The 23,428-nt window shown below is 66.2% G+C and carries 15 protein-coding genes; 3 read left to right on the top strand and 12 right to left on the bottom strand.

Going from position 1 to position 23,428, the window contains the following annotated elements; translation table 11 throughout:
• Positions 1 to 14 precede the first annotated feature (14 nt).
• From AB1I47_RS11000 to AB1I47_RS11055, 12 genes are all read right to left on the bottom strand, one after another.
• A complete protein-coding gene (locus AB1I47_RS11000; protein ID WP_354683784.1) occupies positions 15 to 2,516 on the bottom strand; it encodes a spermidine synthase in 2,502 nt (833 codons plus the stop codon).
• A 29-nt stretch (positions 2,517 to 2,545) separates the two neighbouring features.
• A complete protein-coding gene (locus AB1I47_RS11005) occupies positions 2,546 to 3,289 on the bottom strand; it encodes a protein-L-isoaspartate(D-aspartate) O-methyltransferase (RefSeq protein ID WP_354683785.1) in 744 nt (247 codons plus the stop codon).
• Positions 3,290 to 3,408: 119 nt separating this feature from the next.
• Positions 3,409 to 4,602, bottom strand: a complete 1,194-nt coding sequence (locus AB1I47_RS11010; protein ID WP_354683786.1) for a type III PLP-dependent enzyme — start codon at positions 4,600 to 4,602, stop codon at positions 3,409 to 3,411.
• Positions 4,603 to 4,618: 16 nt separating this feature from the next.
• Positions 4,619 to 5,404 (bottom strand): HpcH/HpaI aldolase family protein, encoded by a 786-nt coding sequence (locus AB1I47_RS11015; RefSeq protein ID WP_354683787.1) that lies wholly within the window; start codon positions 5,402 to 5,404, stop codon positions 4,619 to 4,621.
• On the bottom strand, positions 5,401 to 7,197 hold the full coding sequence (locus tag AB1I47_RS11020) for an IucA/IucC family protein (RefSeq protein ID WP_354683788.1): 1,797 nt from the start codon (positions 7,195 to 7,197) through the stop codon (positions 5,401 to 5,403). Before AB1I47_RS11020 ends, AB1I47_RS11015 begins: the two co-directional genes overlap by 4 nt.
• A 7-nt stretch (positions 7,198 to 7,204) precedes the next feature.
• Complete coding sequence (locus AB1I47_RS11025) at positions 7,205 to 9,025, bottom strand: IucA/IucC family protein (RefSeq protein WP_354683789.1); 1,821 nt, start codon at positions 9,023 to 9,025, stop codon at positions 7,205 to 7,207.
• 4 nt (positions 9,026 to 9,029) lie between these two features.
• Complete coding sequence (locus tag AB1I47_RS11030; RefSeq protein WP_354683790.1) at positions 9,030 to 10,232, bottom strand: MFS transporter; 1,203 nt, start codon at positions 10,230 to 10,232, stop codon at positions 9,030 to 9,032.
• On the bottom strand, positions 10,229 to 11,752 hold the full coding sequence (locus tag AB1I47_RS11035) for an IucA/IucC family protein (RefSeq protein WP_407935826.1): 1,524 nt from the start codon (positions 11,750 to 11,752) through the stop codon (positions 10,229 to 10,231). The genes AB1I47_RS11030 and AB1I47_RS11035 overlap by 4 nt, the downstream gene beginning before the upstream one ends.
• A 296-nt stretch (positions 11,753 to 12,048) precedes the next feature.
• Positions 12,049 to 13,077, bottom strand: coding sequence for a 2,3-diaminopropionate biosynthesis protein SbnB (gene sbnB / locus AB1I47_RS11040; RefSeq protein WP_354683792.1), 1,029 nt, complete (start codon positions 13,075 to 13,077; stop codon positions 12,049 to 12,051).
• Positions 13,074 to 14,096 carry a 2,3-diaminopropionate biosynthesis protein SbnA gene (gene sbnA, locus AB1I47_RS11045; RefSeq protein ID WP_354683793.1) on the bottom strand — a complete coding sequence of 341 codons (1,023 nt, stop codon included), beginning with the start codon at positions 14,094 to 14,096 and terminating at the stop codon, positions 13,074 to 13,076. The genes sbnB and sbnA overlap by 4 nt, the downstream gene beginning before the upstream one ends.
• Before the next feature lie 142 nt (positions 14,097 to 14,238).
• The gene (locus AB1I47_RS11050) at positions 14,239 to 16,530 is read right to left on the bottom strand and encodes a TonB-dependent receptor (protein WP_354683794.1); all 2,292 of its coding nucleotides are present in this window, start codon (positions 16,528 to 16,530) and stop codon (positions 14,239 to 14,241) included.
• Positions 16,531 to 17,305: 775 nt separating this feature from the next.
• Positions 17,306 to 18,580: an MFS transporter gene (locus AB1I47_RS11055; RefSeq protein ID WP_354683795.1), complete on the bottom strand. Its 1,275-nt coding sequence runs from the start codon at positions 18,578 to 18,580 to the stop codon at positions 17,306 to 17,308.
• Between the two features lie 698 nt (positions 18,581 to 19,278).
• Between AB1I47_RS11055 and AB1I47_RS11060 the strand changes: the two genes are divergently transcribed.
• From AB1I47_RS11060 to AB1I47_RS11070, 3 genes are read left to right on the top strand one after another with little or no spacing between them, the layout of a single operon-like run.
• The gene (locus AB1I47_RS11060) at positions 19,279 to 20,418 is read left to right on the top strand and encodes a polysaccharide biosynthesis/export family protein (protein ID WP_354683796.1); all 1,140 of its coding nucleotides are present in this window, start codon (positions 19,279 to 19,281) and stop codon (positions 20,416 to 20,418) included.
• A complete protein-coding gene (locus AB1I47_RS11065) occupies positions 20,415 to 20,852 on the top strand; it encodes a low molecular weight protein-tyrosine-phosphatase (RefSeq protein ID WP_354683797.1) in 438 nt (145 codons plus the stop codon). The genes AB1I47_RS11060 and AB1I47_RS11065 overlap by 4 nt, the downstream gene beginning before the upstream one ends.
• An 11-nt stretch (positions 20,853 to 20,863) precedes the next feature.
• On the top strand, positions 20,864 to 23,128 hold the full coding sequence (locus AB1I47_RS11070; protein WP_354683798.1) for a polysaccharide biosynthesis tyrosine autokinase: 2,265 nt from the start codon (positions 20,864 to 20,866) through the stop codon (positions 23,126 to 23,128).
• Positions 23,129 to 23,428 lie beyond the last annotated feature (300 nt).

Consider the following 23,428-nt stretch of genomic DNA (forward strand, 5'->3'; position numbering starts at 1 on the left):
TCGGGTTCGATCAATCATGGACAGGCAATCGCGGCGGCAGCGTACAGCAGCAGCGCCACCAATACCACCGCCGTGAAGCCGACATGGATCGCAAGCAACGTGGCAAGCACTGCCGCCACCACCGAGGCGCAGGCGTTGATGCCCCAGGCCCATGGTACGAGCGTTTCGTCGCGGGCCGCGACACGGGCCAGGCCAAGTGGGAATGGCATGCCCATCAGGAACGCCAGCGGCGCGATCAGCAGCACCGAAACGGCGATCCGGGCCGGATCCGGTAACGTGATCAGCAGCCGGAAAAGCGCCGGCAGCGCCACAAGGTACACCAGCGAGGCCACGCAGATGCCGCCGACGGCCAGCGCCGCCTGCCGCCTGCCGTGGAGCGCATCGCTGCCCCCCTGCATGCGCTGAAGATATCGGCCCCCGATCCGGCTCCCCAGCCCCGCAAAGCAAAGGAAAGCGCACAGCACGACCGCGACCGCATAGAGCGGATGGCTCAGGAACAGGATGAATTTCTGGATAAAGGCGATCTCCACGAACATAAAGCCGAGGCCGACCGCCAGGAAGTAGAAGCCAGCGCGCCATTCGGGCAACCGCTTGGCAGGTGCGTCATTGCCGACAAGCGCCCTCATATCTCCCATATTGGCTGTATAGCCGGGGTTGCTGGCTTGGGGCTGCGACGCGGTACGGCGCCGCAAGACCCAGAGCGGGACCACGATCAGCAGCAAGGCCGCGGCGGTGGCCTGCAGCAGCGTGGCCACCAGCACCGGATAGCCCCATTCCAGCAAGGGCAGCCCGCCCTGCGCCTTCAGCGACAGCAGTTCAGGCAGCGTGCGCCATTTGAAGAAATGGAAGAAGTACGGCCGGTCATCGGTGGCGGGCCGCACGTCGAACTTGTAGCGGGACAGGAAGCCGTCGCGATCGGGGCCGAGCAAGGCCTGCGCGGCCTCGAAGAAATAGGGCTTGTCGAGCACGTTGTAGCGATTCGCCTGACCCGGCTGGATGCCAGGAAAGTATTCGACGTCGAACGAGCGGGTGCGGCTGAAGTCATTCAGCGCGGCAAGGTCCGCGGCATTGAACTCGCCGTTCTTGACGATCAATGTGGCCGTCTTCCAGCCCCGGACCAGCGCCAGCCGCCGCGACGGCTGCGGAATGCCCTGGGCTTCCATCGCCGCCACCGCGGTGGCGAACAGCCTGGGCACATCGCGCGGCGGCAGCGCCACCCAGCGCGTGATCGCCAGCATTCCGCCGGGCCGCAGATGGCGCAGGTAGCCCTGGAAGGCTTCCACGGTGTAGAGATAGCTCTCGGACAGCGCGTACAGCCCCGCCGACGACGTGCTGAACGAATCCAGCAGCGCCACCTGGATCAGGTCGTAGCGATCCGGGCTGGCCGCCAGGAAGCCGCGCGCCTCGCCGGCAAAGACGCGCACGCCGGGCGCACTGTACGGCTTGCCGGAGAACGCCGCGAAGCGGCCCTGCACCAGATCGATCACCTGCGGATTCAGCTCCACGGCATCGACCGCGCTGGCCTGGTGATAGATCGCCTGCAACACGTCCGCCCCCGCGCCGCTGCCCAGCACCAGCACCCTGGGGGCTCGCAGCAAGTGATAGGGCAAGGCGGAGGTGAGGTCGCCCAGGTAGGCAAGCGGTTCGCGCCGGCCGTCATAGCGGTTGAGCGCACTGAGCCCGTCGCCGTCGGTAAATACGCCCAGTTGCGACGGCGGCTCCATGCTGGCATTGAGGCTCAGCCCGGGCGCGTGGCGCAACGGGATCGCCGGGCTCTCCACCACCGTGACCAGGCCGAGCGGGCTCGACCGTTCCGCCACCACGCGCGCGTTGCCGATGCGCAGGGTCTGGCTCAGCTCCTTGTACTCGGATGGCCGCAGGGCAATCCAGTCGCCCGGCACGCCGGCCGGCAAGACTGCCGCCAACAGCAGCAGCGCCAGCAGCCAGGGCCGGTGCCAGCGGCATTCGACGCATGCCAGCGCGGCTGCCGCCATGCCCGCCGCGCTAACCAGCCGCAGGGCATCGACAGGCGTCAGCACGAACAACGCCACGATAATGCCCAGGCAACCGAGCCCGGCGCCCAGGATGTCGAAGCTGTAGACGCGGTGAACCTCCCCGCTGAAGCCGGAAAAGCTCAGGCAGACACTGGTGGCCGCGCACAGGAACGGCACGAACAGCAGCAGGTAGATCAGCAGCAGGCGCAGCGGCTGCGACGGTTCCCACAGGATTTCCAGGGGATTGAACGCCACGTGCTGGGCGAGCGCGAAGCAGGCCATCGCGCTGATGCCGAACAGCAGCGCGCCGCCAGCGAAAGCCGCCACGAAATGGCGGAGCAGCGTCCGCTGCGCCAGTGCCACCAGCGCACCGGCCGCGCCATAACCCAGCAGCGCCACGCTGATCATCATGTAGGCGAAGTGGTGCCACTGGATGATGGAGAGCAGCCGCATCAGCAGGATCTCGTAGCCAAGCGCGGCGGCGGAGAGCAGGGCCAGGGCGAACAGGGGCGGTCGTGGCATGGCGCAGGCTGGCACGGCCGATGTGCCGCCTAATGCTTGCCAACCAGCGGCACGAACCTGACCGGCAGGATTTGCCTGGTGGAAACGCTGCCGTCCGCGGCCTTCTCGACCAGCAGCAGATACTGCGTCAGGAACTGCGCCCCCACCGGGATCACCATCCGGCCGCCCGGCTTCAGTTGCCGGATCAGCGGCGGCGGTACGTGGCTGGCCGCGGCGGTGACGACGATGGCGTCGTAGGGCGCGTGCTCGTCCCAGCCGTAGTAGCCGTCACCCACCTTGCACGCCACCTGGCGGTAGGCGAGCCGCTTCAGCCGGTCGCAGGCCTGCCGCCCCAGCGGCTCGATGATCTCGATGGTGTACACCGCGCGCGCCAGCTTCGCCAGCACCGCCGCCTGGTATCCCGAGCCGGTGCCGATCTCCAGCACGGCGTCGCCAGGTTTGACCATCATCAGGTCAGTCATCAGGGCGACGATATAAGGCTGGGAAATCGTCTGCCCATAGCCGATGGGCAGCGGCCGGTTTTCATAGGCGTACAGCTTTTGCTGTTCCGGCACGAATTCGTGCCGGGGCACTTGCCCCATCACCGTCATCACGCGTGGCTCGATGGCATCCCTGCCGACCTGGGCGCCGGCGGAGGCAGCCACCGCGGCGATCTCTTTGACCATGTCGGCGCGCTGTGGGGCGAAGGGGTCGGCGGTGGCGGTGGTCGCGTAGAGCAAGGCCAGCGCGAGGGTGGCGATGCGCAGCAGCGAGTGGGGTGTGGACGGCTTCACGGGAGAGGGCGGGCCAGGGGCTTACCGTCATCGTAGGTCACGCGCGGCCCCTGCTGCAAAGCAGAGGCCGCAAAAGGCACCTGAGATCTCAGCCGCCTTACGCCCGCCTTACGCCCGCCTTACACGTTACCCACGAACACCCTCTCCGGATGCGGATGGCTCAGAAAGTCGTGATGCGAGATATGCCAGCCGTAGGCCCCCGCCAGCCTGAAGACGATGCGGTCGCCGACGCGCACGCGTGGCACCGTCACCTCCTGCGCGAAGACGTCCTTCGGCGTGCAAAGCTCGCCGCAGAGCGTCAGCTTCGCATCCGTGAGTTCCGGGCGCGCGAACGGGTACGGCCAGGCCTCGTTCGGCACGACGATAAACGGGTGATTGTGCTGCCACGACACCGGCAGCCGGAAATGATGCGTACCACCGCGCACGATGGCGAAGTGCTTGCCGTGGTTGTGCTTGAGGTCGATCACTTCGGCCACATAGCATCCGCAATCGGCGCTGATAAACCGGCCGCATTCCAGCACGATGCGGCAGCCGGGCTGCTGTGCCTGCAGCAGCTGCGCCAGCCCCGCGCAGAAGCGCGGCCAGTCGAAGGTGCGGTCGGGATCGGCGTAGTCGATGCCGATGCCGCCGCCGACGTTCAGCCATTCCAGCGTCATCCCGTGCTCGTCCCGGCATTGCCGCGCCAGCGCGATATGGCTTGCGATCAGCGCCAGGTGATTGTCGGCGTCGAGGCTGTTGGAGCCCGCGTGCAGGTGCAGCCCGACCACGCGCACGCCGGGCAGCTCGCGCGCCAGCGCGATCACGGCGGGCACTTCCGCCTGGTCGATGCCGAACTGGGTCGGCCGTCCTCCCATCTGCAGCGTGGCGCCAGGCAGCCCGTAGGCCGGATTGACGCGCAGCAGCACGTCGGCGCGCCGGTCCATTCGCTGGGCGATGCGGTCCAGCCGGCGCAGCTGCAACGCGCTTTCCACATGGATCAGCCGCACGCCCAGGCGCAGCGCGCCCTCCAGCTCGGCATCGGTCTTGCCGGGGCCGCCGAAGACGACCGGCACGTCGGTGTCGACGGCCCGCACGCGTTCGATTTCACCCAGCGACGCGACTTCGAAGCCTGCCGTCGCGCCCAGCAGCGCGCGCAGCACCGGCGCATCGCTGTTGGCCTTGATCGCGTAGTAAAGGTCGCAATCCGCGGGCAACGCGGCAACCAGGCCGGCTGCCCGCGAGCGCAGGTGGTCCAGGTCATAGAGATACGCGCAGGCGGGTCCCTTGCGCGGATCGAGTTCATCCAGGTAACGGTTGATGATTTGCGGGTTCATGTAAGAGGGGGCGGCTTTATGTTGATGACGGGGACTGCGCGGAATGGGTTTGCAGGTGCGCGGCCATGGCCCGGCGCGCGATGCCGCGGTCGTCGCCGAGCACCAGCATGCGGGTGCCTTGCCGGCGCCACTGCGCGGCGTCTTCCGGGGTGCGCGGCAGCGCGCAGAAATGCTTGCCGTGCCGGCGCGCGGCAGCGGCAATGCGCGCCACGGCATCCTGTACCCGCGGATGACGCGTCTGCCATGGCACGCCCAGCGACTGCGACAGGTCCGCGGCGCCTTCGAGCAGCACATCGATGCCGGGCACCGCGGCGATGTCGTCGAGCGCATCGAGCGCCGCGCCATCTTCGATCATCGCCACGACCAGCGTAGCCGCGCCGGCCGCGGCGGTGGCCGCGGCAAGATCGTCGCGCCCGAATCCGCTATGGCAGGTAGCGTTCAGCCCGCGCTCGCCGGGCAGCTGCGGGTGCCGGGCGTAGTGGCAGAGCCGCGCCGCGTGCCTTGCCTGCGCCACGCTGCCGATGCGCGGGAAGACGATGCCTTCGGCACCCGCGTCCAGCACCGGCGCCACCTGGTGCGGCGCGCCCACGCGCACCAGTGCCGCGATGCCGCTGGCGCGCGCCGCCAGCAGCATCGCGCTGAGCTGTGCGCCATCGATCAACGTGTGTTCCAGGTCGATCACCACGAAGTCATAGCCGGCGGCGGCGATCAGTTCGACGGTCAGCGCCGCTGGCGTCGAACAGAACAGGCCGTGGACCGGGCCGCCGCCCGGATCCGACAAACGCGCTTTCAGCGAGCTCATGCCGCCTCCGCCTCCACCAGTGCCCCCAGCGCCTCCGCCTGCGCAAGCGGATTCGGCGCCTGCCGCGTGCGCAGCCGGATTTCAGGCATGAAGCGGCGGCTGGCCAGCAGTTCGATCGACATGGTGGGCGCGAAGCAGTCAAAGCGCCGGAAGCTCTCGGCCAGGCGCGGGTGCGCGCGCTGGTAGCCGCGGATCACGCCCGCGACGATGGTCCAGAACTCCGTTTCCTCGAGCTGGTAATGCGCGGCAAGCAAGGGGGCAAGCTCGGCCAGGTTGACGAAGAACAGCGCGTCGCAGGTGAAGTCGCGCAGTTCTTCCGCATCGTCCGTTTCGATAAACGAGTTCGGATTGACGCGCGCATGCTCCGCCGGCGGCGGCGTCAGTTGCGGGGCGGTGCCGGACAGCCACTGCCGCGAGAAGCGCACGCCGTCGTGGAAGTCCTTGAGCGCCACGCGCTGCGGCAGGCCGTCGACATGCAGCAGCAGCATGTTCTGCGCGTGCGACTCGAGCGCGGTGCCGTGTTCCCACAGCAGATGCAGGACCGGCAACCAGGCGCGCTCCACCAGCCGCTGCAGCCACGGGCGCACGCCATGCCGGCGAATCCAGGGATCGATCAGCGGCAGGCCGTCGACATCGATATGCGTAAGCGCGGTCATGGGCACGGCGGCCTCGCCAAATGCCAGATGGCCGTGGATGCTTTCGCGCCAGATGCAGGACAGCGCGCCGTACTGGCCCTGCACCGGTGCGGCCGGCACGTGGCTCACGCCGGCGACTTCGCGCAGCAGCACGGGTGCCGCCATCGGTGCGGACCATTCGGTGCGCGCGACCAGGCCCGCCAGCCAGTCGCTCAGCACGGCGGCATTGCACACGGTGTGCGGGGCCAGCACGCGCGAGGTGGAGGTGTTGACCAGATTCATGGCCAGCTTCAGCGACAGCGCATCGGGCTGGTCGACATTGGCAAGCGTGCGGATGGACTGCTGGGGCAGGTAGCGGACCGGCATCTCGCCGACCGCGATCAGCTCGCCGCGCGCGAACGCGCCGTGGTAGCCCGGCGCAATGACCTCGTCCCATTGCCACGGATGGACCGGCAGCGGCAGGTAGTCGGCGGGATCGGCGCCATGCCCGCGCACCGCGGCCTCGAACGCGGCGCGCGCCGCTGGCGGCAGCAGGCTGCCGGGCGAGGCTTCGGCATTGCCAAGGTTCCAGCGGCAATGCGAGCGGTGCGCCGCCAGCAGCACCGGCTGCAGCGGCGCGGCGCATTCCGGCGCGTAGCGGCCGTTGTCCCCCAGCGTGAAACCCATGCGCGACTTATAGCCCGGATGGTAGGGATGGGCGCCCGTCAGCCGCGCTTCGATGGCATCGTAGCCGGCCTCGCGCAGCGGTTGTCCCGCATGCCCGTTGGCATGGTGCGACTGCGCGTCCTTGATCTGCGTGGACAGCAGCTCCAGGCCGAACTGCTGCAGCCGCACCGGATCGGCATCGAGCTGGCCGGCGAGCTCGGACAGCAGCAACGCGACATCGTCGGCTTCGGTCTGCGCGCTGGCGTCGCAGCGCAGCACCGGCCCCTGGATGCGGATGCGGCCGAAGCTGGCGGTGCGGCGGACGGCGCAGCGGTAGGTCACGGGCGCGCCACCGGCGCTCACCGCGGGCAGTTCGACGCCATCGTCGGTGGCCTGCACGTCGCGCAGGCAGTCTTCAAACAACAGGGCTTCCAGCAGCTGGCGCACCACGCGGCGGGCGGCTTGCCGGTATTGCGGGCTCTGGATCAGGCGTTGGTAGTCGGTCGTGTTCATCGGGGATTCAGGCTTGCGGTGCGGATACGAGGAAGTTCGGAACGCCTGCCCATGCAGGCGCTTCACCGTGGCGGCCGAAGCAGCTCAGCATGTTGGCCTTGGCGGGAAGGGTCTCAAGCGCCTGCAGCGATGCCAGCAGCTCGCGCAGCGCAGGCCCGCCGGCGTCCAGCGCGGCGGCGGTGTCCTGCCACAGCGTCGCTTCGTCGCAGCCGCCGGTGCGTGCCAGGCAGGCGATGAAGTGGCCGATGTGGTTGACCAGCACGTAGTAGGCAAAGCGATGCAGCGCCGCTTGCTCGGTGTACAGCGCCGGGCTGTCGGCATCGAATTGCGCCGCCCACGCAAAGCGGGCGCGGCTGATGCTGGCGCCTTCCATGTCGCGCACATAGCCGTGCACCGGCCAGCCGCCCTCGAACGCGACCATGCTGTTCTGCAGGTGCGCTTCCAGGCTGACGCCGTGGTCGGCGAACAGGCGCGCCAGCGGCAGCAGCGTGACGTCGAGATAGCGCGCCCACCAGCGGCGGATCTGCGCCGCCCCGAAATGATGGCCCAGGGCCTCGCGCAACAGGCCGTCCAGGATGCCCGGACCCTGCGCCGGCTCTTCCAGCACGGTGGCGAGCACTTGCGCGGCGTCGCCATGCGGGCCGCTCATGCCTTGCCGGTAGATCACCGCGGTGCTGGCGCGCAGCGCGTGGTCAGGCAGCGCCAGCACGGCGTAGCCGGTTTCGGACAGCACCGTGAAGTGCGCGGACGAACGCGCCGCCTCGGGCAGCATCGCGATGGCGCGGCTGGCATCCATCGCGCGCCGTACATGCTCGGGCGGATTGTTGCGGACAAAGTTGGTGATGCGGATATCGAGCGCCAGCTTGAGGAAGCGTTGCTGCTGCGGCAGCCACACGGTGCGCACCGACGAGGTCGGCCATGCCAGCTCGCCGAGAGGGCCAAGGGAAATCATGGCGCGGCTGGCCAGCAGGGGCTGGATCCCCGGGTGCGAGAGCAGCTGCTCGGCCTGCCAGGGATGGCAGGGCAGCAGGCGGTAATCGCCTTCCTTGAGCAGGTCCGCGGCCGTCTCCATGACGGCGGGGTCGATCGCCAGCGGCTGGCCGTCGATGGCACCGCTCTCGAGCTGTTCGCTGGCGACGGCGAAGTAGTGCAGCTGGAACGCGGCGCCCAGTTCCGGCGCGTAGCGTTGCAGCGCGTCGGGGCTGAAGCCCTCCGATGCCTTCGACGTGGCGTGGAAGATATGGCCGAAGCGCAGCCCTTGCTCGGCTGCGATAAAGCGCGACGGCGCTGGCCGCGCAGGCGCTTCGCGGTGATACAGGCGCACCTTCTGCACGCCGTTCTTCATCAGCGCGGCAAAGCGCTCCGGCCAGTCGGTGGCGGCGCTCTGCGGGTAGGCATGCGCGAGCGCCTCGGTGATGGCATCGGCCAGCGTCTCGGCGCGGCGCAGCGGGGCGAAGCCGCCGCCTTCGGACAGCACCGCATCCGCCAGCCGGTGATAGCCGATCGGGGAGACGTAGTCCAGCGCCACGGCCAGCCAGCGATAGCCGCCATGGCGGTCCGCCAGGGCCAGCACCGCGGGTTCCAGCCCTTCGGCACGCCAGCGGGCCAGCGTACCTTGCAGGGCGGCGGGCACGGGGGCGGGAAGATGCGTGGCAACGCGCGGGTCGACGATGCCGGTTTCGCGGCAGTAGGTGTTGAAGAACTGCTCGATCAGGCGGCGCTCGATGGCGTCGGGCGCAGCGGCGACCTGGTCCGCGTCATGGGGGTGCGGGCCTGCTTGCAGGCGCCCTTGCGGTGCCGAGGTCGGGGGCAGGAGAGTGGAAAGCATGCGGTTACCTCGCATCAGGAATGGTGGCAAACAACGATGAGCGATCAGGCAGAACGAGCGCGGCGGCCAGCGCGAACATGGCGGCGATCAGCCACAACGTGCCGGCCGGACCGGAGCGTGGCAGCCATGCCATCACCGCCAGCGGCCCGACCAGTTGCCCGGCGGTCATGGCGCTCTTGGCGATGCCGGTGGCGCTGCCGTGCAGGTTCGCGGGCAGGCGGGCGCAGCAGTAGGACAGCATGGATTGCGCGAGCGCCGCGAACAGCGCGCCCTGCACGATGCGCAGCGCGCCGATCTGCCACAGGGCATCGGCGAGCGGCAGCAACGCCAGCGCCAGCGCGCAGCCGCCGGCGGCCAGCATGAACGCGCGGACCGCCGTGCCGCGGTCGTTGAGCGCGCCCCACAGCGGGCTGGCGAGCATCGCGGCGAGCCAGCCCAGTGCGTGCAGCAAGCCGGTCTTGCTGCCGAGCAAGGCATCGTGCGGATAGCGCTGCTGCAGGTAGAGCGCGAACACATTCACCAGCGCGAACGCGCCGGCCTGCGTCAGGCAGCCGGCCAGCAGCCAGCGGCGCAGCGACGCGTCCGCCAGCATGGCGGCGAAGCCCCGCGGCGCGCCGGCGCTTGCCGGTGCCTGCGGCACCGGTTCGCGCAGCCGCCACGCGAGCAGCAGCGTCAGCACCGCGTTGGCCGCGGCCACGGCCAGCAGCATCGGCCGCACCGTCCACCAGTCCTGCAGCACGCCGCCAAGCACGGGACCCAGCAAGGCGCCGGTGGCGACGGCCGATTCCTGCAGGCCGAAGGCGCGCCCGCGCAGGCCCGGTGCGCTGACGCGGCCGATGCAGATGGTCAGCAGCACGCCGACCGCGCTCGCGCCCTGCAGCAGCCGGCCAGCCATAAAGCCCGCCACATGCGTGGACAGTCCCATCAGCAGCAGGCTGGCAGTAAAGGCCGACAACGACAGCAGCAAGGGCCGGCGATAGCCCCAGCGTTCGCACCAGCTGCCGGCGAACGGCGCCAGCAGCAGCGCGCCGACGCCGGGCGCGGCCAGCGCCAGGCTGCTCCAGTGCGCGGCATCGGGGCCGGCGAGGTCGCGTAGGTAGAGCGGCATGATCGGCACCAGCGTCATCAGGCCGGTCGTTACCACCGCCTGGCCGGCAAGCAGCAGGGCGATATCGCGCGACGGGCCGGGTTGCGGCGCTGGCGTCATGACGCGACTCCGCTGTCCCGCAGCGGGTTGTGCAGGCTGCCAAGCGCGCTGGGCATGCCGGTGCCGGCGGTCTCGCGCGCCAGCAGCGGCGCCAGCAATTGCTTGAACGGCCATTCCGGCGCCTCCAGCAGCGCGGCCCGTGCGATCTGCGCGGTCCTCGTGGTCCCGGTGGTCCCGGTGGTCCCGGTGGTCCGGTCCCCGGTGCCGGCTGGCAGCAGCGCGGCGATCTCCTCGCGCAAGATGCGCCAGCCCGTGCGCTCGTCGCTGTCGAACGCCACCGCGATCGCCGCGGCGATGGCGTACAGGTTCACCTCGATCGCCAGCGTCTGGAAGTACGCAAGCAACTGCGCCGGGGCCTCGAGCATCAGCGTATTCGGCGTAGAGGTGTCTACTGCGTACGCCGGCACGTCCATAGCGGCTTCCGCCAGCAGGGACGGGCAGATGCGCAGCGTGTCGTGATCGCGCAGCAGCAGCGCCCGCGGGCCCTCGTCGCCAACCACCAGCACGACGTTCTGTCCGTGCAGTTCAGGCATGACGCCGTTGGCAAAGCAACGCAGGCCGGCTTCCAGCAGCAGGGCTGCAATGCGCCGGAACGCCGCCCAGGCCTGGTCGGCATCGGCGCAGCCCAGCCGGCGCAGCGCGGGCAGGTCGTTGCCTGCGGTCAGCGCCGCGCCTGCCGCCATCGGCAACAGCCACGTGCCCGGCGCCAGGTCGGCAGGGTAGCGCCTGAGCACGCAGGCGAGCTCGCCCGGCTCCGCGATCAGCGAGTCGTGCTGCCGCAGTGCCCACCAGTCGCGCTCGTCGCAAAGCAGCAGATGCTGGCCGAGCCACGGATCGCGCTCGCGCAGCTGCGCCAGGCATTGCTGCGCCAGCGCACCGTTGTGCAGGTAGCGTACGGGCAGGGTGCGCCTGGCCCCCAGCGCCTGCATGCCCAGCGACAGCTTCAGATGGAGGTCCGGCTGATCGCGCATGACCAGCGAGCGCAGCGACGCGGTGGGGTAGGCCGCGCCGATGCCGCTGCCGAGATCGAGGCATGGCGCTTGCCCGCTGTCGGCCGCGGCGTGTGCCTGCTGCTGCCATTGCCACGGATGCACCGGCATCCACAGGTACCCGTGCTGCGCGCCGGCGGCTTCCGCGCGTGCCGCCAGGCGGTCGAAGTCGTCGGGCTGCAGCAGCGAACGGGCCAGCGGTTGCGCGGACGCTGCCAGGGCCGAACCGGTCCGCAGCCGCTGCACCGGCACGGCAATCCAGTGCAGCCAGACGGGCTGCCCGGATTCCGCGTCGAAGCCGGCATGCGGCCCGGCCGCGTCGCCCCAGGCCTTGGCGCGCGCGAGCGGATGGAAGGGGCGGTCGCGCAGGCAGCAAACCGCCTCCCACGACAGCAGCGAGCGCGGCGCGGCCGCGAGCCGGTCCAGGATGGCCGGCTCATGCGCAAGCGTATGCGCGGCTTGCGCCTCGGCCAGCGCGAACAGCGTCTGCAGGCGCTGGCTGCGCCCGGGCCACCAGTCCGCGGACTGCAAGGCCTCGAGCGCCGCGGCGGCGCCGAGCGCCATCGCGCTGCCTTCGCGCTGCAGGACAACGGGCGGCCTGTCGTCGCCGGCGCCAAGCTGCAGCGGCCTGGGGCCGTCAAGGCGGCGGCCCAGCCAAAGCAGCGTGCCGGCCGCGCCCAGGTCGACGGCGAGCGCCACCAGCGCCGTGTCGTCCGCGGCTACCAGCCGGCAGTGCTCGCGCATGCCGTACAGGTTCTCCTGCCACAACGCGTCCAGCAGGTCCTGCGCCAGCATCCGCTCGCGTACGGGGTCGTGAGGCAGCACCGTCATAGCAGGGGCAGGCGCACGCCGACGCCGCGCTGCAGCGCAAGCTGGTAGAAATGGCGCGCGCACACCATATCGTCCAGCGCCATGCCCATCGGGTTGAGCAGGATGATCTCGTCGTCGCGCTCGCGCCCCGGCTTCGCGCCGATCACGATCTCGCCCAGTTCGGCATGCAGCTGCTCGCGGCTGAAGCGGCCTTCCAGCACCAGCTGGTTGATGATCTTCTTCTCGCGGTTCGACTGGTCCCAGTCGTCCACCACGACCTTGTCGACCTTCTCGTAGACGTCCTTGTGCACGTCCATGATCGAGACGTTGGCAACAAAGGCGCCGGGCTTGAGCCAGGCATGCTCCAGGTACGGCGCATCGGCAACGGTGCAGGTCACGGTCACGTCGGCGGCGCGCACCGCGGCCTCGGCGCTGGCCGACAGCTCCCAGCCAACCGCCGGGAAACGCGCGCCCAGCTGGCTGCGCATCGCCTGCATGGCGTCGCGCGACAGGTCGAACAGGTGGATGCAGCGGATGCCGGGGAACTGCTCCAGCAGCGTCTGCAGCTGCATGCGCGCGATCGGGCCGCAGCCGATGCAGGCCACGTCGGTAAAGCCCGCGCGCGCCAGGTGGCGCGTGGCCACCGCGGTGATGGCCGCGGTGCGCATGCCGCTGATCAGCCCGCCCTCCATGATGGCGACCGGATAGTTGGTCTGCGCGTCGTTCAGCACGATCACGGCGCTGGCGCGCTCCAGGCCGTGGCGCTGCGGGTTGTGCTGCCGGCTGCCGATCCACTTGATGCCGGCGATCGCGTTGTCGCCGCCGACGTAGCACGGCATCGCGATGATGCGGTCGGCGATATGGTCGGCGCCGGCCCAGCGCAGGTAGGGCTTGAGCGGCTGCACGCATTCACCGCGCGCATGCAGCGCCAGGCCTTCGGCAATCGCTTGCACGAAGGCGTCGGAGTGGTCGGCGCCAAGGGCGATCAGGTCGGCGCGGCTGAGGTAGCGCAGCTCGGCTGCGGGGGTCTGGATGGGGGCGTTCATGCGGTTACTCCGTAGGCAGGGATGGACGATTGCGCGGCAGCGGAAGCCGTCCGCGCGCGATGGATGGCGGCGACGCGTTCCAGCCACGCGTCGTCGTAGACGGTGTCGAGGTAGCGTTCGCCGCGGTCAGGAAACAGCGTGAGGATGCGAGGCGGGCGCGCGTGGCGCGGCAGGTCCTGCAACAGACGGCCGATCGCCGCAACCACCGCGCCGGAGGAGCCGCCGGCAAAGATGCCTTCCTGCGCCAGCAGGCGCCGGCAACCGAGGGCCGCGGCATGGTCGTCAACGTGAATGACCTGGTCGATTTCTTCGCGGCACAGCAGCTCCGGCACGCGGCTCGCGCCGATGCCGGGCAGCTCGCGGCTGCCCGGCGGATGCCCGAACAGCACCGAGCCGGCGGCGTCCACGCCCACCACCTTCAGCGCGGGCCACGCCTCGCGCAGCCGGCGCGCGATGCCGTGCACCGTGCCCGAGGTGCTGACGCCGAGCACCAGCATGTCCACCGGCCGGTCCAGCTGGCGCAGGATTTCCTCGCCTTCGCCGTAGTAATGGCTTTCCCAGTTGCGCGGATTGCCGTACTGGTTGATCCAGACCGCATCCGGCAGCTCGCGCAGCATCTGCTTCACGCGTGCAATGCGCGTTTCCAGGTAGCCGCCCTGGCTGTCCTTCTCGGTCACCAGCTCGATGCCGGCGCCATAGCAGCGCAGGATCGTCAGGTTGGTCTGCGAGATCTTCGGGTCGACCACGGCGGTGAAGCGCAGGCCCTTCAGGCGGCACACCATGGCCAGCGCGATCGCCAGGTTGCCCGACGAGCTTTCGACGATATGGGCGTTGGCGCCGATGGTGCCTTCGGCCAGGCCTTTTTCGATGATGTAGCGGGCAGGGCGGTCCTTGACGCTGCCGGCGGGATTGAATAGCTCGAGCTTGGCGAAGACCTCGGCGCCGGTGTCCCCGAACAGGCGGCGCAGATGGACCACAGGTGTCCCGCCGATACTCTCGATGATGCTGCTGCAAACCATGGCTTACCCCTCATTCGATGTTGCCCGGCATCATGCGCGGGCAATTTGTATCACTTTGTAAATGAGAACTATTTACATCTGAGTTTAAAAAAATGCCGGACGACGATGGTCCCGACAAGGCCATCGTCGACCGGCGGCGGCTTTACCAGCGGTGCTGGTACATCGCGGTCAGCGTGATGCCCGCAGCCGGCAGGCGGCTGGTGTTGTTGCTGTTGCGCATCAACTGGCTGTACAACGGGTAGTAGTAGCGGTTGAACAGGTTCTCGATCCCCACCGTGATCGTGTCCTTCTTGCTGATCTGGTAGCGGCTGATCAGGTCGACGGTGGTGTAGCTGCTGACCTCGCGCCGCCCGAAGCTGTTCTGGTCGTTGAGCCGGTAGTCGCGGCCGCCGTAGTAGGTCACCTGCAGGCGGTTGCTCCACGTGCTGATCGGACGGTACTGGACATAGGCGGTCAGCTTCAGCGGCGGGATGCGATAGCCCGTCATGTTCTGGAAGCTGCTGCTGCCTTGCGGCTGCTCGCGGCCGTTGATCCAGGTGAACGTGCCGCCGGCGCCCCAGGTTTCGCTGTCGCTCAGGTAGTCGGCGGAAGCCTCCACGCCTGCGATGCGCTCCTTGGTGCGGGTCAGGATCAGGCCGTTGTTGAAGCTCTGCACGTCGCCCAGCTGCGAGGTGGTGTAGAACAGCGCCAGGCTCGCCATCGTATTGCCGAACGCGCCGCGCCAGCCGATTTCATAGTTGTTGGTCTTGACCGGCTCAAGGCTCGACGAATTGATATTGAAGCCGGGGCGCGCATTGCGGATCTGCAGGCCGATATCGGGCAACTGGAAGCCCTGGCCGAACGAGGCATAGAACTCCTGGTTCTTCACCGGCGCGTACGCACCGCCGATATTGAAGAGCCACGCGCCGTAGTTGACCGTGCCGCCCTGGACCGCGACCGGGTTGCTGACCCGCGATTGCGACAGCGGCACGAAGTCGTCGAACGTGGCGCTGGCGCGTTCATAGCGCGCGCCGCCTTCCATCGACCACTGCTCGTTGAACTTGTGCTGCAGCTGCCCGAAGATGCCGCCGCTGCGGGTGGTGAGCGGCGGCATGTAGGTCAGCGAACCGGTCTTGTTGAAGACCAGCCCGCCGCTCTGGTCGTAGGCGCGCGGATCGAACACGTCGAGCGGCATGTCGCTGCGCTCCTGGTTGTAGTCAGCGCCCCACAGCAGCTTGGTCTTCTTGTCGGCACCCAGCGGGGTGCTGATGGTCAGGCGCCCGCCGAACACGTCGCTGTTCTGGCTGACCTGGTCCACGTTGCCGCCGCGCGTGGCCACCGCGCGCGCATCGAACGGGGGGAAGCGGGTGAAGTAGTCGCGGTAGTAGATCTGGGTGGACACCGTGCTGCCCAGCAGGTCCAGGTTCTGGTAGCCCAGGTTGACCACGGTGTTGCGCAGTTCGTTCTGGTTTTCCAGCTGCAGCCCCTTGATCGCCCGCGCCGCGGCGGTGCCCGGCGTCAGCCTGGCCACCGACGGATCGGAAGCGTAGTCGGTGTTCTGCTTGGCCTGGTACTGGCTCACGCTCAGTTCGATGCGCTGCTGGCTGTCGATGCGCCAGCCCAGCTTGCCGCTCACGTTGTAGACGTTGGAATCGAACAGGTCGCCCTGGCTGGGCTCAGGCGCGATGCGGTGGCCATGCGCGTCATAGGGGCTGCCGATACGCTGCGCGCCCAGGTGGAACGCGTAGTCGATCGGGCCCTGGCTGCCGGAGAAATGCTGCTGCACATTGGCGCTGAGCCCTTCCTTGCTCAGCCGCGTCAGCGGGGTGCCGAGCGTCACCGTGGTATCCGCGCTGGGCGCGCCGCCCGCGGGCCGCGTGGTGATCGCGATAATGCCGCCGTTGGCGCCGGCGCCATAGATCGCGCTGCTGCCGCGCATGATTTCGATCTTCTCGATGTTGCTCGGATCGATGGTGGCCAGGTTGCGCGCCGAATCCCGGTTGGTGTTGAGCGGAATGCCATCCACCAGGATCAGTGTGCCGCGCCCGCGCAGCGTCTGGCCGAAGTCCGTGACCGTGCGGCTGGAGTCCGCCATGCCCGGGATCAGCTTGCTCAGCATGGTCGCGAGATTGTTGGAACCCACCTTCAGTTCCTCGATTTCCTGGCGCTCCAGCACCGTGACCTGCCGGGTCGGGCTGACAAGATCGCTCTTGATCCGGTCGACCCTGACCTCCACCGCATTCAGCTCTCCGCCGTCGGCCTTCGCCGTCGGGCCGTCCTGCTTTACACCCGCACCGGACGTGCCGGTTTGCGCCACGGCAGCGCCTGCGGCCACCTCCTGCGCCTCTGACAGCAGCGGAGTGCCCGCGCCGATGGCGGCCACAAGAAGAGCGAGCGGACGGACCCGGAAGCGGCCGGCCGCCCCCAGGATCGGTGAGCGTGTTGCGGTATGCATAGTTATGGTCAGGCCAACGTAATAGATTGCGTAATGTGCTGTAACAAAGCGGGCAAATTGTAATAGGAATGATTTGTATTTACAATACATGGCTCATCAGAAGCTGCAGCAAAGGTTGAGGCAGCGCAAAGTCAGAGAGGGGTCGCCGCGGGGACGTGTGAGTCAGTAGCGGGTTGAAACGTCGAACTGTGCCGACGCGAACGGAGGCCGGCGTCTATGCGCCGTAGCGTGCTGAGGACAGGGGGCGGGCAGGAAAGCTGGGGGCCGAAGCAATGACCGACGAGCAAGACAAGGGCAGGGAGATCCCCTGGCTAACGCTGGCGTATGTCGCTTTCGTTATGGTGTTTATGTTTGGCGGTACCATTTGGGCGCTATGGTTTCTTGTTACCGGCCGTGGCGTTGAGGCATTGCTCACGCTTTGGTTGACGTTTACTTGCGCGCGGCTTTTGGCGTGGAGGTGGTACTAGAGAGGATGACTACGCCTGCTGGCGAAATATCGCGGTGCGCGAGAGGCGCGTATGGCGAACGGCTGCGTACAGGTCCTTTGCTGTGAAGGCAAAGAAAGAGGGTGTAGGCGCCACAGGGATGCGCCTACACCCTTAAGTTGGCGACGGGGCCGCCGCTTAGCATTGTGTTGCATTGCACCATTGTCGGTACCCCTCAGGCGTTGGGACGTGCGAGACGAGTTCGGACCGGCTGAAGCAGGTCAGTGGCGTTGACGGTGGAGCCGTACTACCCGGACGCAGGCGATTGTTCCCGGCGGAGAGGGCGAGGTTCAGACTTCCGAGCGCCTCTCCTTGATCAGAAGGACCGCACCGAAACTCAACAGGCATGTCGAGGCCATATACCAGGCCGCCGACATGGGATTGCCGGTCAGCTTGATCATTCCCGTCACGATGAACTGCGCGGTGCCGCCAAACAGCGCAACGTTCAGCGCATGCGAAATGGCGGCGCCGCTGGCGCGCACCCGTGCAGGAAATGCTTCGAGCACAAGCAGGGTGCCAACGGCGGCGCCAAGTGCCACCATTGCGCTGATCAGCCCGACGCCAACCAGGACTGGCAGGGTTCCGTCTGCACGCACAATCATCAGGAAGACCGGGAAGACCAGCAGCACTGTGCATCCTGCAGTGAAGAGGGCCAGCGGCTTGCGGCGGGGCAGTCGGTCAATGAGCAGGCCGGACAGCGGCGGGATGACAGTCAGCAGCAGCGCGGACACCGTCGATGACAGGAACCCGGTGATGGCAGGAACGTGCATCACGCGATGCAGATAACTTGGCATGTAGTAGACGATGGCGTAGACCGGGATCGTTGGTCCCATCCTGATCAGGATCGCCAGGAGCATGGTCCTGCGATGCTCGCGCCACAGCTCGGACAGCGGCGTGGCGGCATCTGTGGCCTTTGTGTCGACGCGCGGAGCCTCGCGAAGCTGGCGCCGAACATAGATGCCGACTGGCGCGATCAGCAGTCCGATCAGGAACGGAACACGCCAGCCCCAGGAAGCCAGATCCTCCGGCGACATCACCTTCGTGAGAAGCGCGCCCAGGGATGCCCCCAGCAACGCAGCCGCGCCCTGGCTCACGAACTGCCAGCTGACCACGCGGCCACGACTCGACACCGGTCCAGCTTCCATCACGTATGTCGCGGCAACGCCGATTTCGCCGCCAACGGCAAAGCCTTGCAGCGCCCGACCGATAATGACGATGAGCGGCGCAGCTTCACCGATCATTGCAAACGGCGGGCAGAGGGCGATGGCAGCCGTCCCGATGGTCATCAGGACGATGGTTCTCGTCATTGCCGCGCGGCGTCCGACACGGTCGGCGTAGGCACCGATCATCATCGCGCCAAGCGGCCGGATGAGAAAGCCAACGCCGAACGTGCCCACTGCCAACAGCAATGAAGTCAGCGGATCTTCCGCCGGGAAGAACTGGTCTCCGATCATCGCCGCAAAGAATCCGAATACGGTGAAGTCAAACGTTTCCAGTCCACTGACGAGAGACGTTGCGACGACAGTCTTTCGGAGTTCGCTTGCCTGAATTTTTCCTTCCCCCATCCTCAACCTTCAATGCTCCTCTTTATACCTTTCCCCACCTAAGCGTGGGGCCCACCGAAGCAGGGTAAGACCCAGTTGCACCCCCATCAATAATCGACCACGGCAAGCTTGACCCCTTGCCGTTCCCGTTAGGGTGTAGGCCCTCCCTGCGCCTACACCCTATTTTTTTTGGTGCTTTGGCAAGCTGCGGGAAGGCGGCCGCAAGTATAGAGGCGCCCGGAAATCCGGCGGGCAAGCATGCCCCGGATCAGAACCTCGACGAGCCCAGGAGCACGGCCAAAAGAACAACAGCAAGCCGGCTGGCTCGGGATGAAATACCAGCAGCGTGACGGATGCTCCCACGCTCAACGAGGCACGCATTCTTGCTCGAAACCGCTTCGCAGACATCCCTCCGTTTTGCGGATCCACTCTTATGGGGGGATAGAAAACTCGCTAAAAATGCCATTTGTGCCTTGAAGATGTAGCCTTCGGAGCCATACACTTCGCCGGTCATTCGCGTAATGACGCAGTGCAAAAAGAGCGCGCCACTGCGCCGGGCACCACGAAGCCAACACCGCCAGGTTCAATCCGCAAGCAGTGCAAATAAGCGGAAAGGCAGCAGCATGTGCCATGTCGGACAAGCGGAATCACCGCTACACAACCCGCTCAGGAGACGGCGGACAACGCGGACCTTCTTGAAACAAGGGAATAATCGAGACGTGCTAAAGCTCACAAGCAGGCTGACGTTTGGCAGGGCGGTAATGTGCCTGGGGATCGTTCCGTTGCTGGCTTCCTGTGCGCTCGCGCCCGGGATGCGCTTCGATCCGCAGCGTCCGCTCGATCCGGAGGACCCGCAATCGGTGCCCAAAATCACGCAGATCACGCCGGCGCTGGTGCGTACGCTGAAGGCATCCACACAGCCAGCAAACGCTGGGGTGGAGGAGCTGTTCGCAGACCCGAAGCCCTATACCGTAGGCGTGAGCGACATTCTCTCGATCGTTGTGTGGGACCACCCGGAACTGGTGTTCCCCACGCAAACGTACTCGATTGGCACTGCTTACGAGATCCCGAGCTACAGTGGTGCCGCAAACGTCCCGGGCTACGTCGTGAGTCCCGCGGGCACCATCCAGTTTCCTTATGCCGGTGTGGTCAAGGTTCTTGGCCGCACGCCGGACGAGATCCGCGGACAGCTGAGCACCCAGCTCAAGCCTGTCGTCAACATGCCACAGGTCACCGTACGCGTGCTCGCCTACCGCAGCAAACGTGTCTACCTGGATGGCGAAGTGAAGACGCCTGGCCCCCAGAACATCGACGACGTACCCATGACGCTGGTCGAAGCGCTCAACCGCGCCGGGGGTATCAATGTCCTGACCGGCGACAACAGCCGCATCCGCGTTTCCCGCGAGGGCAAGACCTACCTCGTCAACATGCCTGCGCTGCTGCAGCAGGGCATCGACCCCACTCGCATCCTGCTGCGCAACGGTGACATCGTGCGTGTGGAACAACGCGAGGACAGCAAGGTATTCGTCACCGGCGAAGTTTTGCGTCCTGTCGCCGTCATGCCGCGCAACGGGCGCCTGACGCTCAGCGAGGCCATTGGTGAAGCCGGCGGTGTCAACCCGAACTCGGCTAACGCGAAGGAGCTTTATGTCATCCGCAAGAGCAGCGACGGCGACGCCGAAGTCTTCCACCTCGACGGTAAGTCCCCTGTCTCCTTTGCTTTGGCTGAATCGTTCGAGCTGAAGCCGAGGGACGTCGTCTACGTGGATGCCGCTGGTGTGGTCCGCTGGAGCCGCGTCATCAACCAACTGCTGCCGAGCGGCAACTTCTTCACGTCCACGGCGAACGCGGTCAAATGATCAAGACTGTACTCGTGGTCTGCATCGGCAATATTTGCCGGAGCCCGATGGCGCAGGGGCTTCTCATGCAGGCATTGCCGGATGCCAACATCATCTCCGCCGGCCTTGGCGCGCTTACGGGCCAGCCCGCCGCTGCGCACGCCATCGACGTCATGCACGAGATTGGCGTGGATATCACGGGACATCGGGCCCAGCAACTGAGCCGCGCCATGACCACGCATGCTGACCTCATTCTCGTGATGGACAACGCCCAGCGACAAGACATCCAGCACCTGCACCCGGCCACCACGGGCCGGGTTTTTCGCATCGGTGAGCTTGCCGGGTTCGACGTGCCAGATCCCTATCGCGAGGCTCGTCCGTCCTTCGAAAACGTGCTGCGGTTAATCCAACGCGGCGTGGAAGCCTGGGTGCCGCGTATCCAGGCGCTTCGATAACTGATTCAGCAATGCAGATGAACCAGACTCCCCCTCCAGTTGTTGTCGCTGCGCCTCCGGATGACGAGATTGACCTCGTCCGATACCTTGATGTGCTGCTTGCCAGCCGTTGGCTGATAGCGTCGATTGCAGGCATAGTGCTGGCGCTCGGGGTAGCTTACGCGTTCCTGGCTCGGCCGGTGTATCAGGCCGATATCCTGGTGCAGGTTGAGGACAATCCGAATAGTGCCAATAGTTTGTTGGGAGACGTTTCCAGCCTATTCGACGTCAAGGCCCAGGCCACGGCGGAGATAGAGATCCTTCGCTCTCGAATGGTCGTAAGTAAAGCAGTGGATAACCTGCGTCTTTACATCACGGCAAAGCCGAAATATTTTCCTTTTGTCGGCAGTTGGATCGCCAATCGCGCCAAGGGACTGTCCGAACCAGGGCTGTTTGGCTTCGGTGGCTTCGCATGGGCCAAGGAGTCCATCAACGTTGAACTATTTGACGTGCCGGAGTCCCTTGAGGGTGAAAAATTCACACTGACGGTTCTGAAGGATGGTCGCTACCTTTTGGATCAATCCAGCCTCGATGCTCCGCTGGAGGGGCGTGTGGGGCAGCCCCTGATAGCAGCGCAGAGTGTGGGTAGCTTCTCGCTGATAGTGAGTGATATCAAGGCAAAGCCGGGGATTGTCTTTGACATTGTGCGGAACTCTCAGCTCAAGACGATCGAAAAGCTTCAGGATGACCTCAAGATCGTTGAGAAGGGCAAGCAGAGCGGCATCATCGGTGCCTCGCTCGATGGCACCAACCCGTTGCTTACCGCGAGCATTCTGAACGAAATCGGCCAAGAGTATGTAGCCCAGAATATCAGGCGAAAGGCCGCCGAAGCGGAGAAATCGCTGGCTTTCTTAGGTGACTTGTTGCCCCAACTCAAGAGCGAGCTGGAGCGGGCTGAGATCAAGTACAACGAGATGCGCAATAAGCGCAATACGTTCAACCTCAGCGAAGAAGGCAAAGCATTTCTACAGGAGAGCGTGACCGCCGAATCCGGCCTGTTCGAACTGAAGCAGAAGCGCGCAGAGTTGAAGACGCGCTTTGCGGCTTCCCATCCGGCTGTGCAGGCGGTGGAGCAGCAAATCGCTGCCCTGAGCGCAAAGGTGGCCAGCATGGCTGGTCGGATGAAGAGTTTCCCAAGTGTGGAGCAAGACACACTACGATTGATGCGCGACGTGCAGGTCAATAACGATCTCTATGTTGGCATACTGAACAACATGCAGCAGCTGAAGCTTGTCAAGGCAGGCAAGGTCGGCAATGTGCGCCTGCTCGACAACGCTCGGAATCCCGAGGAGCCCATTAAGCCCAAGAAGGCACTGGTCATAGCGCTGGCAGCTTTTCTCGGCGTACTGATTGGTGTCGTAGCGGCCTTCGTGCGCAACGCGCTGTATGGCGGCATTACGGATTCACAGGACATTGAACAGCACGCAGGTCTGAGCGTCTACGCTACCGTGCCATTGTCGAGCGCTCAGGCCCTCCTCACCGAAGACATCCGCCAGCGCAAGCGCGGCAAATTCTTGCTCGCGGAGCGCAATCCTAATGAGCCTGCGATTGAAAGTCTGCGCAGTCTGCGCACTGCTCTGCAATTTGCCATGCTCGACGCGGACAATAAGCGCGTGTTGCTGACGGGCCCCACGCCGGGCGTCGGCAAGTCATTTATCTCGGCCAACCTGTCCGTGGTAATGGCCTCGGGTGGCAAGCGCGTGCTGCTGATCGATGCCGACATGCGCAAGGGCCATCTGAACCAGTATTTCGGCAAGGGCCGGAACAACGGGCTGGCGGATGTGCTGCTCGGCAAGGTGGGCTTTGACGAGGCAGTACATCGCGAGGTCTTTGAGAACCTGGACTTTCTCAGTACCGGCGGCCTGCCCCCGAATCCCGCTGAGTTGCTGCTAAATGATCGGATGGTGAAGCTTCTGGATGAGTTGGGTCACCACTATGACCTGGTCCTGATAGATACGCCGCCAGTGTTGGCCGTCGCTGATACCGCAATCCTCGCCGCTCGCTGCGGCACGGTGTTTCTGGTGACGCGCTTTGAGAAGACCACCATCGGCGAAGTGACCGAGTCCGCCAAGCAATTGCGCCAGGCTCATGCCGATGTGAACGGCGTGGTGTTCAATGGCCTGGATCCGAATGCGTATCGCTACGGCTATGGATCTAAGTATGGACGGTATCGATATGCGTACTACGGCTACGCATCGGACGCCGCGACGCAGGAGTTGCCGGCAGCAAGCAAGTGAAGGGCACGTGACCAGCTGAGCAACTAGTAGGGGCATAGAGTGCTACGTCGGGGGAATGTACCGACGACTGAGCCGGCATAGAACCCGGCCATATACCAGCCCGCTTAAGGAAGCGGGTGATTTCGCGAGATGGGTAGTAGGCTCAGATCCGTTGGAGCGCGTCTGGCTACCACCTTTCCACCGATCATCCGGCCAGCGGGATCGCTGCAGCAGCGGCGATCCCGCTGGCCGAAGGGATTTTTCCAGTTGCAGGGATAACCCGTCGCCACCTGGCGGCGCGCCCTCACTCGTCTTGCTGAC

Origin of the sequence: Cupriavidus necator, from assembly GCF_040578825.1 — a bacterium.
Lineage (GTDB): Bacteria > Pseudomonadota > Gammaproteobacteria > Burkholderiales > Burkholderiaceae > Cupriavidus > Cupriavidus necator_E.

Bases quoted from the DNA above. Each gene is read 5' to 3' on its own strand.
- AB1I47_RS11020 (WP_354683788.1), bottom strand. From the start codon at position 7,197: ATGAACACGACCGACTACCAACGCCTGATCCAGAGCCCGCAATACCGG.
- sbnB (WP_354683792.1), bottom strand. From the start codon at position 13,077: ATGAACGCCCCCATCCAGACCCCCGCAGCCGAGCTGCGCTACCTCAGC.
- AB1I47_RS11025 (WP_354683789.1), bottom strand. From the start codon at position 9,025: ATGCTTTCCACTCTCCTGCCCCCGACCTCGGCACCGCAAGGGCGCCTG.
- AB1I47_RS11010 (WP_354683786.1), bottom strand. From the start codon at position 4,602: ATGAACCCGCAAATCATCAACCGTTACCTGGATGAACTCGATCCGCGC.
- AB1I47_RS11055 (WP_354683795.1), bottom strand. From the start codon at position 18,580: ATGGGGGAAGGAAAAATTCAGGCAAGCGAACTCCGAAAGACTGTCGTC.
- AB1I47_RS11070 (WP_354683798.1), top strand. From the start codon at position 20,864: ATGCAGATGAACCAGACTCCCCCTCCAGTTGTTGTCGCTGCGCCTCCG.
- AB1I47_RS11030 (WP_354683790.1), bottom strand. From the start codon at position 10,232: ATGACGCCAGCGCCGCAACCCGGCCCGTCGCGCGATATCGCCCTGCTG.
- AB1I47_RS11000 (WP_354683784.1), bottom strand. From the start codon at position 2,516: ATGCCACGACCGCCCCTGTTCGCCCTGGCCCTGCTCTCCGCCGCCGCG.
- AB1I47_RS11015 (WP_354683787.1), bottom strand. From the start codon at position 5,404: ATGAGCTCGCTGAAAGCGCGTTTGTCGGATCCGGGCGGCGGCCCGGTC.
- AB1I47_RS11065 (WP_354683797.1), top strand. From the start codon at position 20,415: ATGATCAAGACTGTACTCGTGGTCTGCATCGGCAATATTTGCCGGAGC.
- AB1I47_RS11050 (WP_354683794.1), bottom strand. From the start codon at position 16,530: ATGCATACCGCAACACGCTCACCGATCCTGGGGGCGGCCGGCCGCTTC.
- sbnA (WP_354683793.1), bottom strand. From the start codon at position 14,096: ATGGTTTGCAGCAGCATCATCGAGAGTATCGGCGGGACACCTGTGGTC.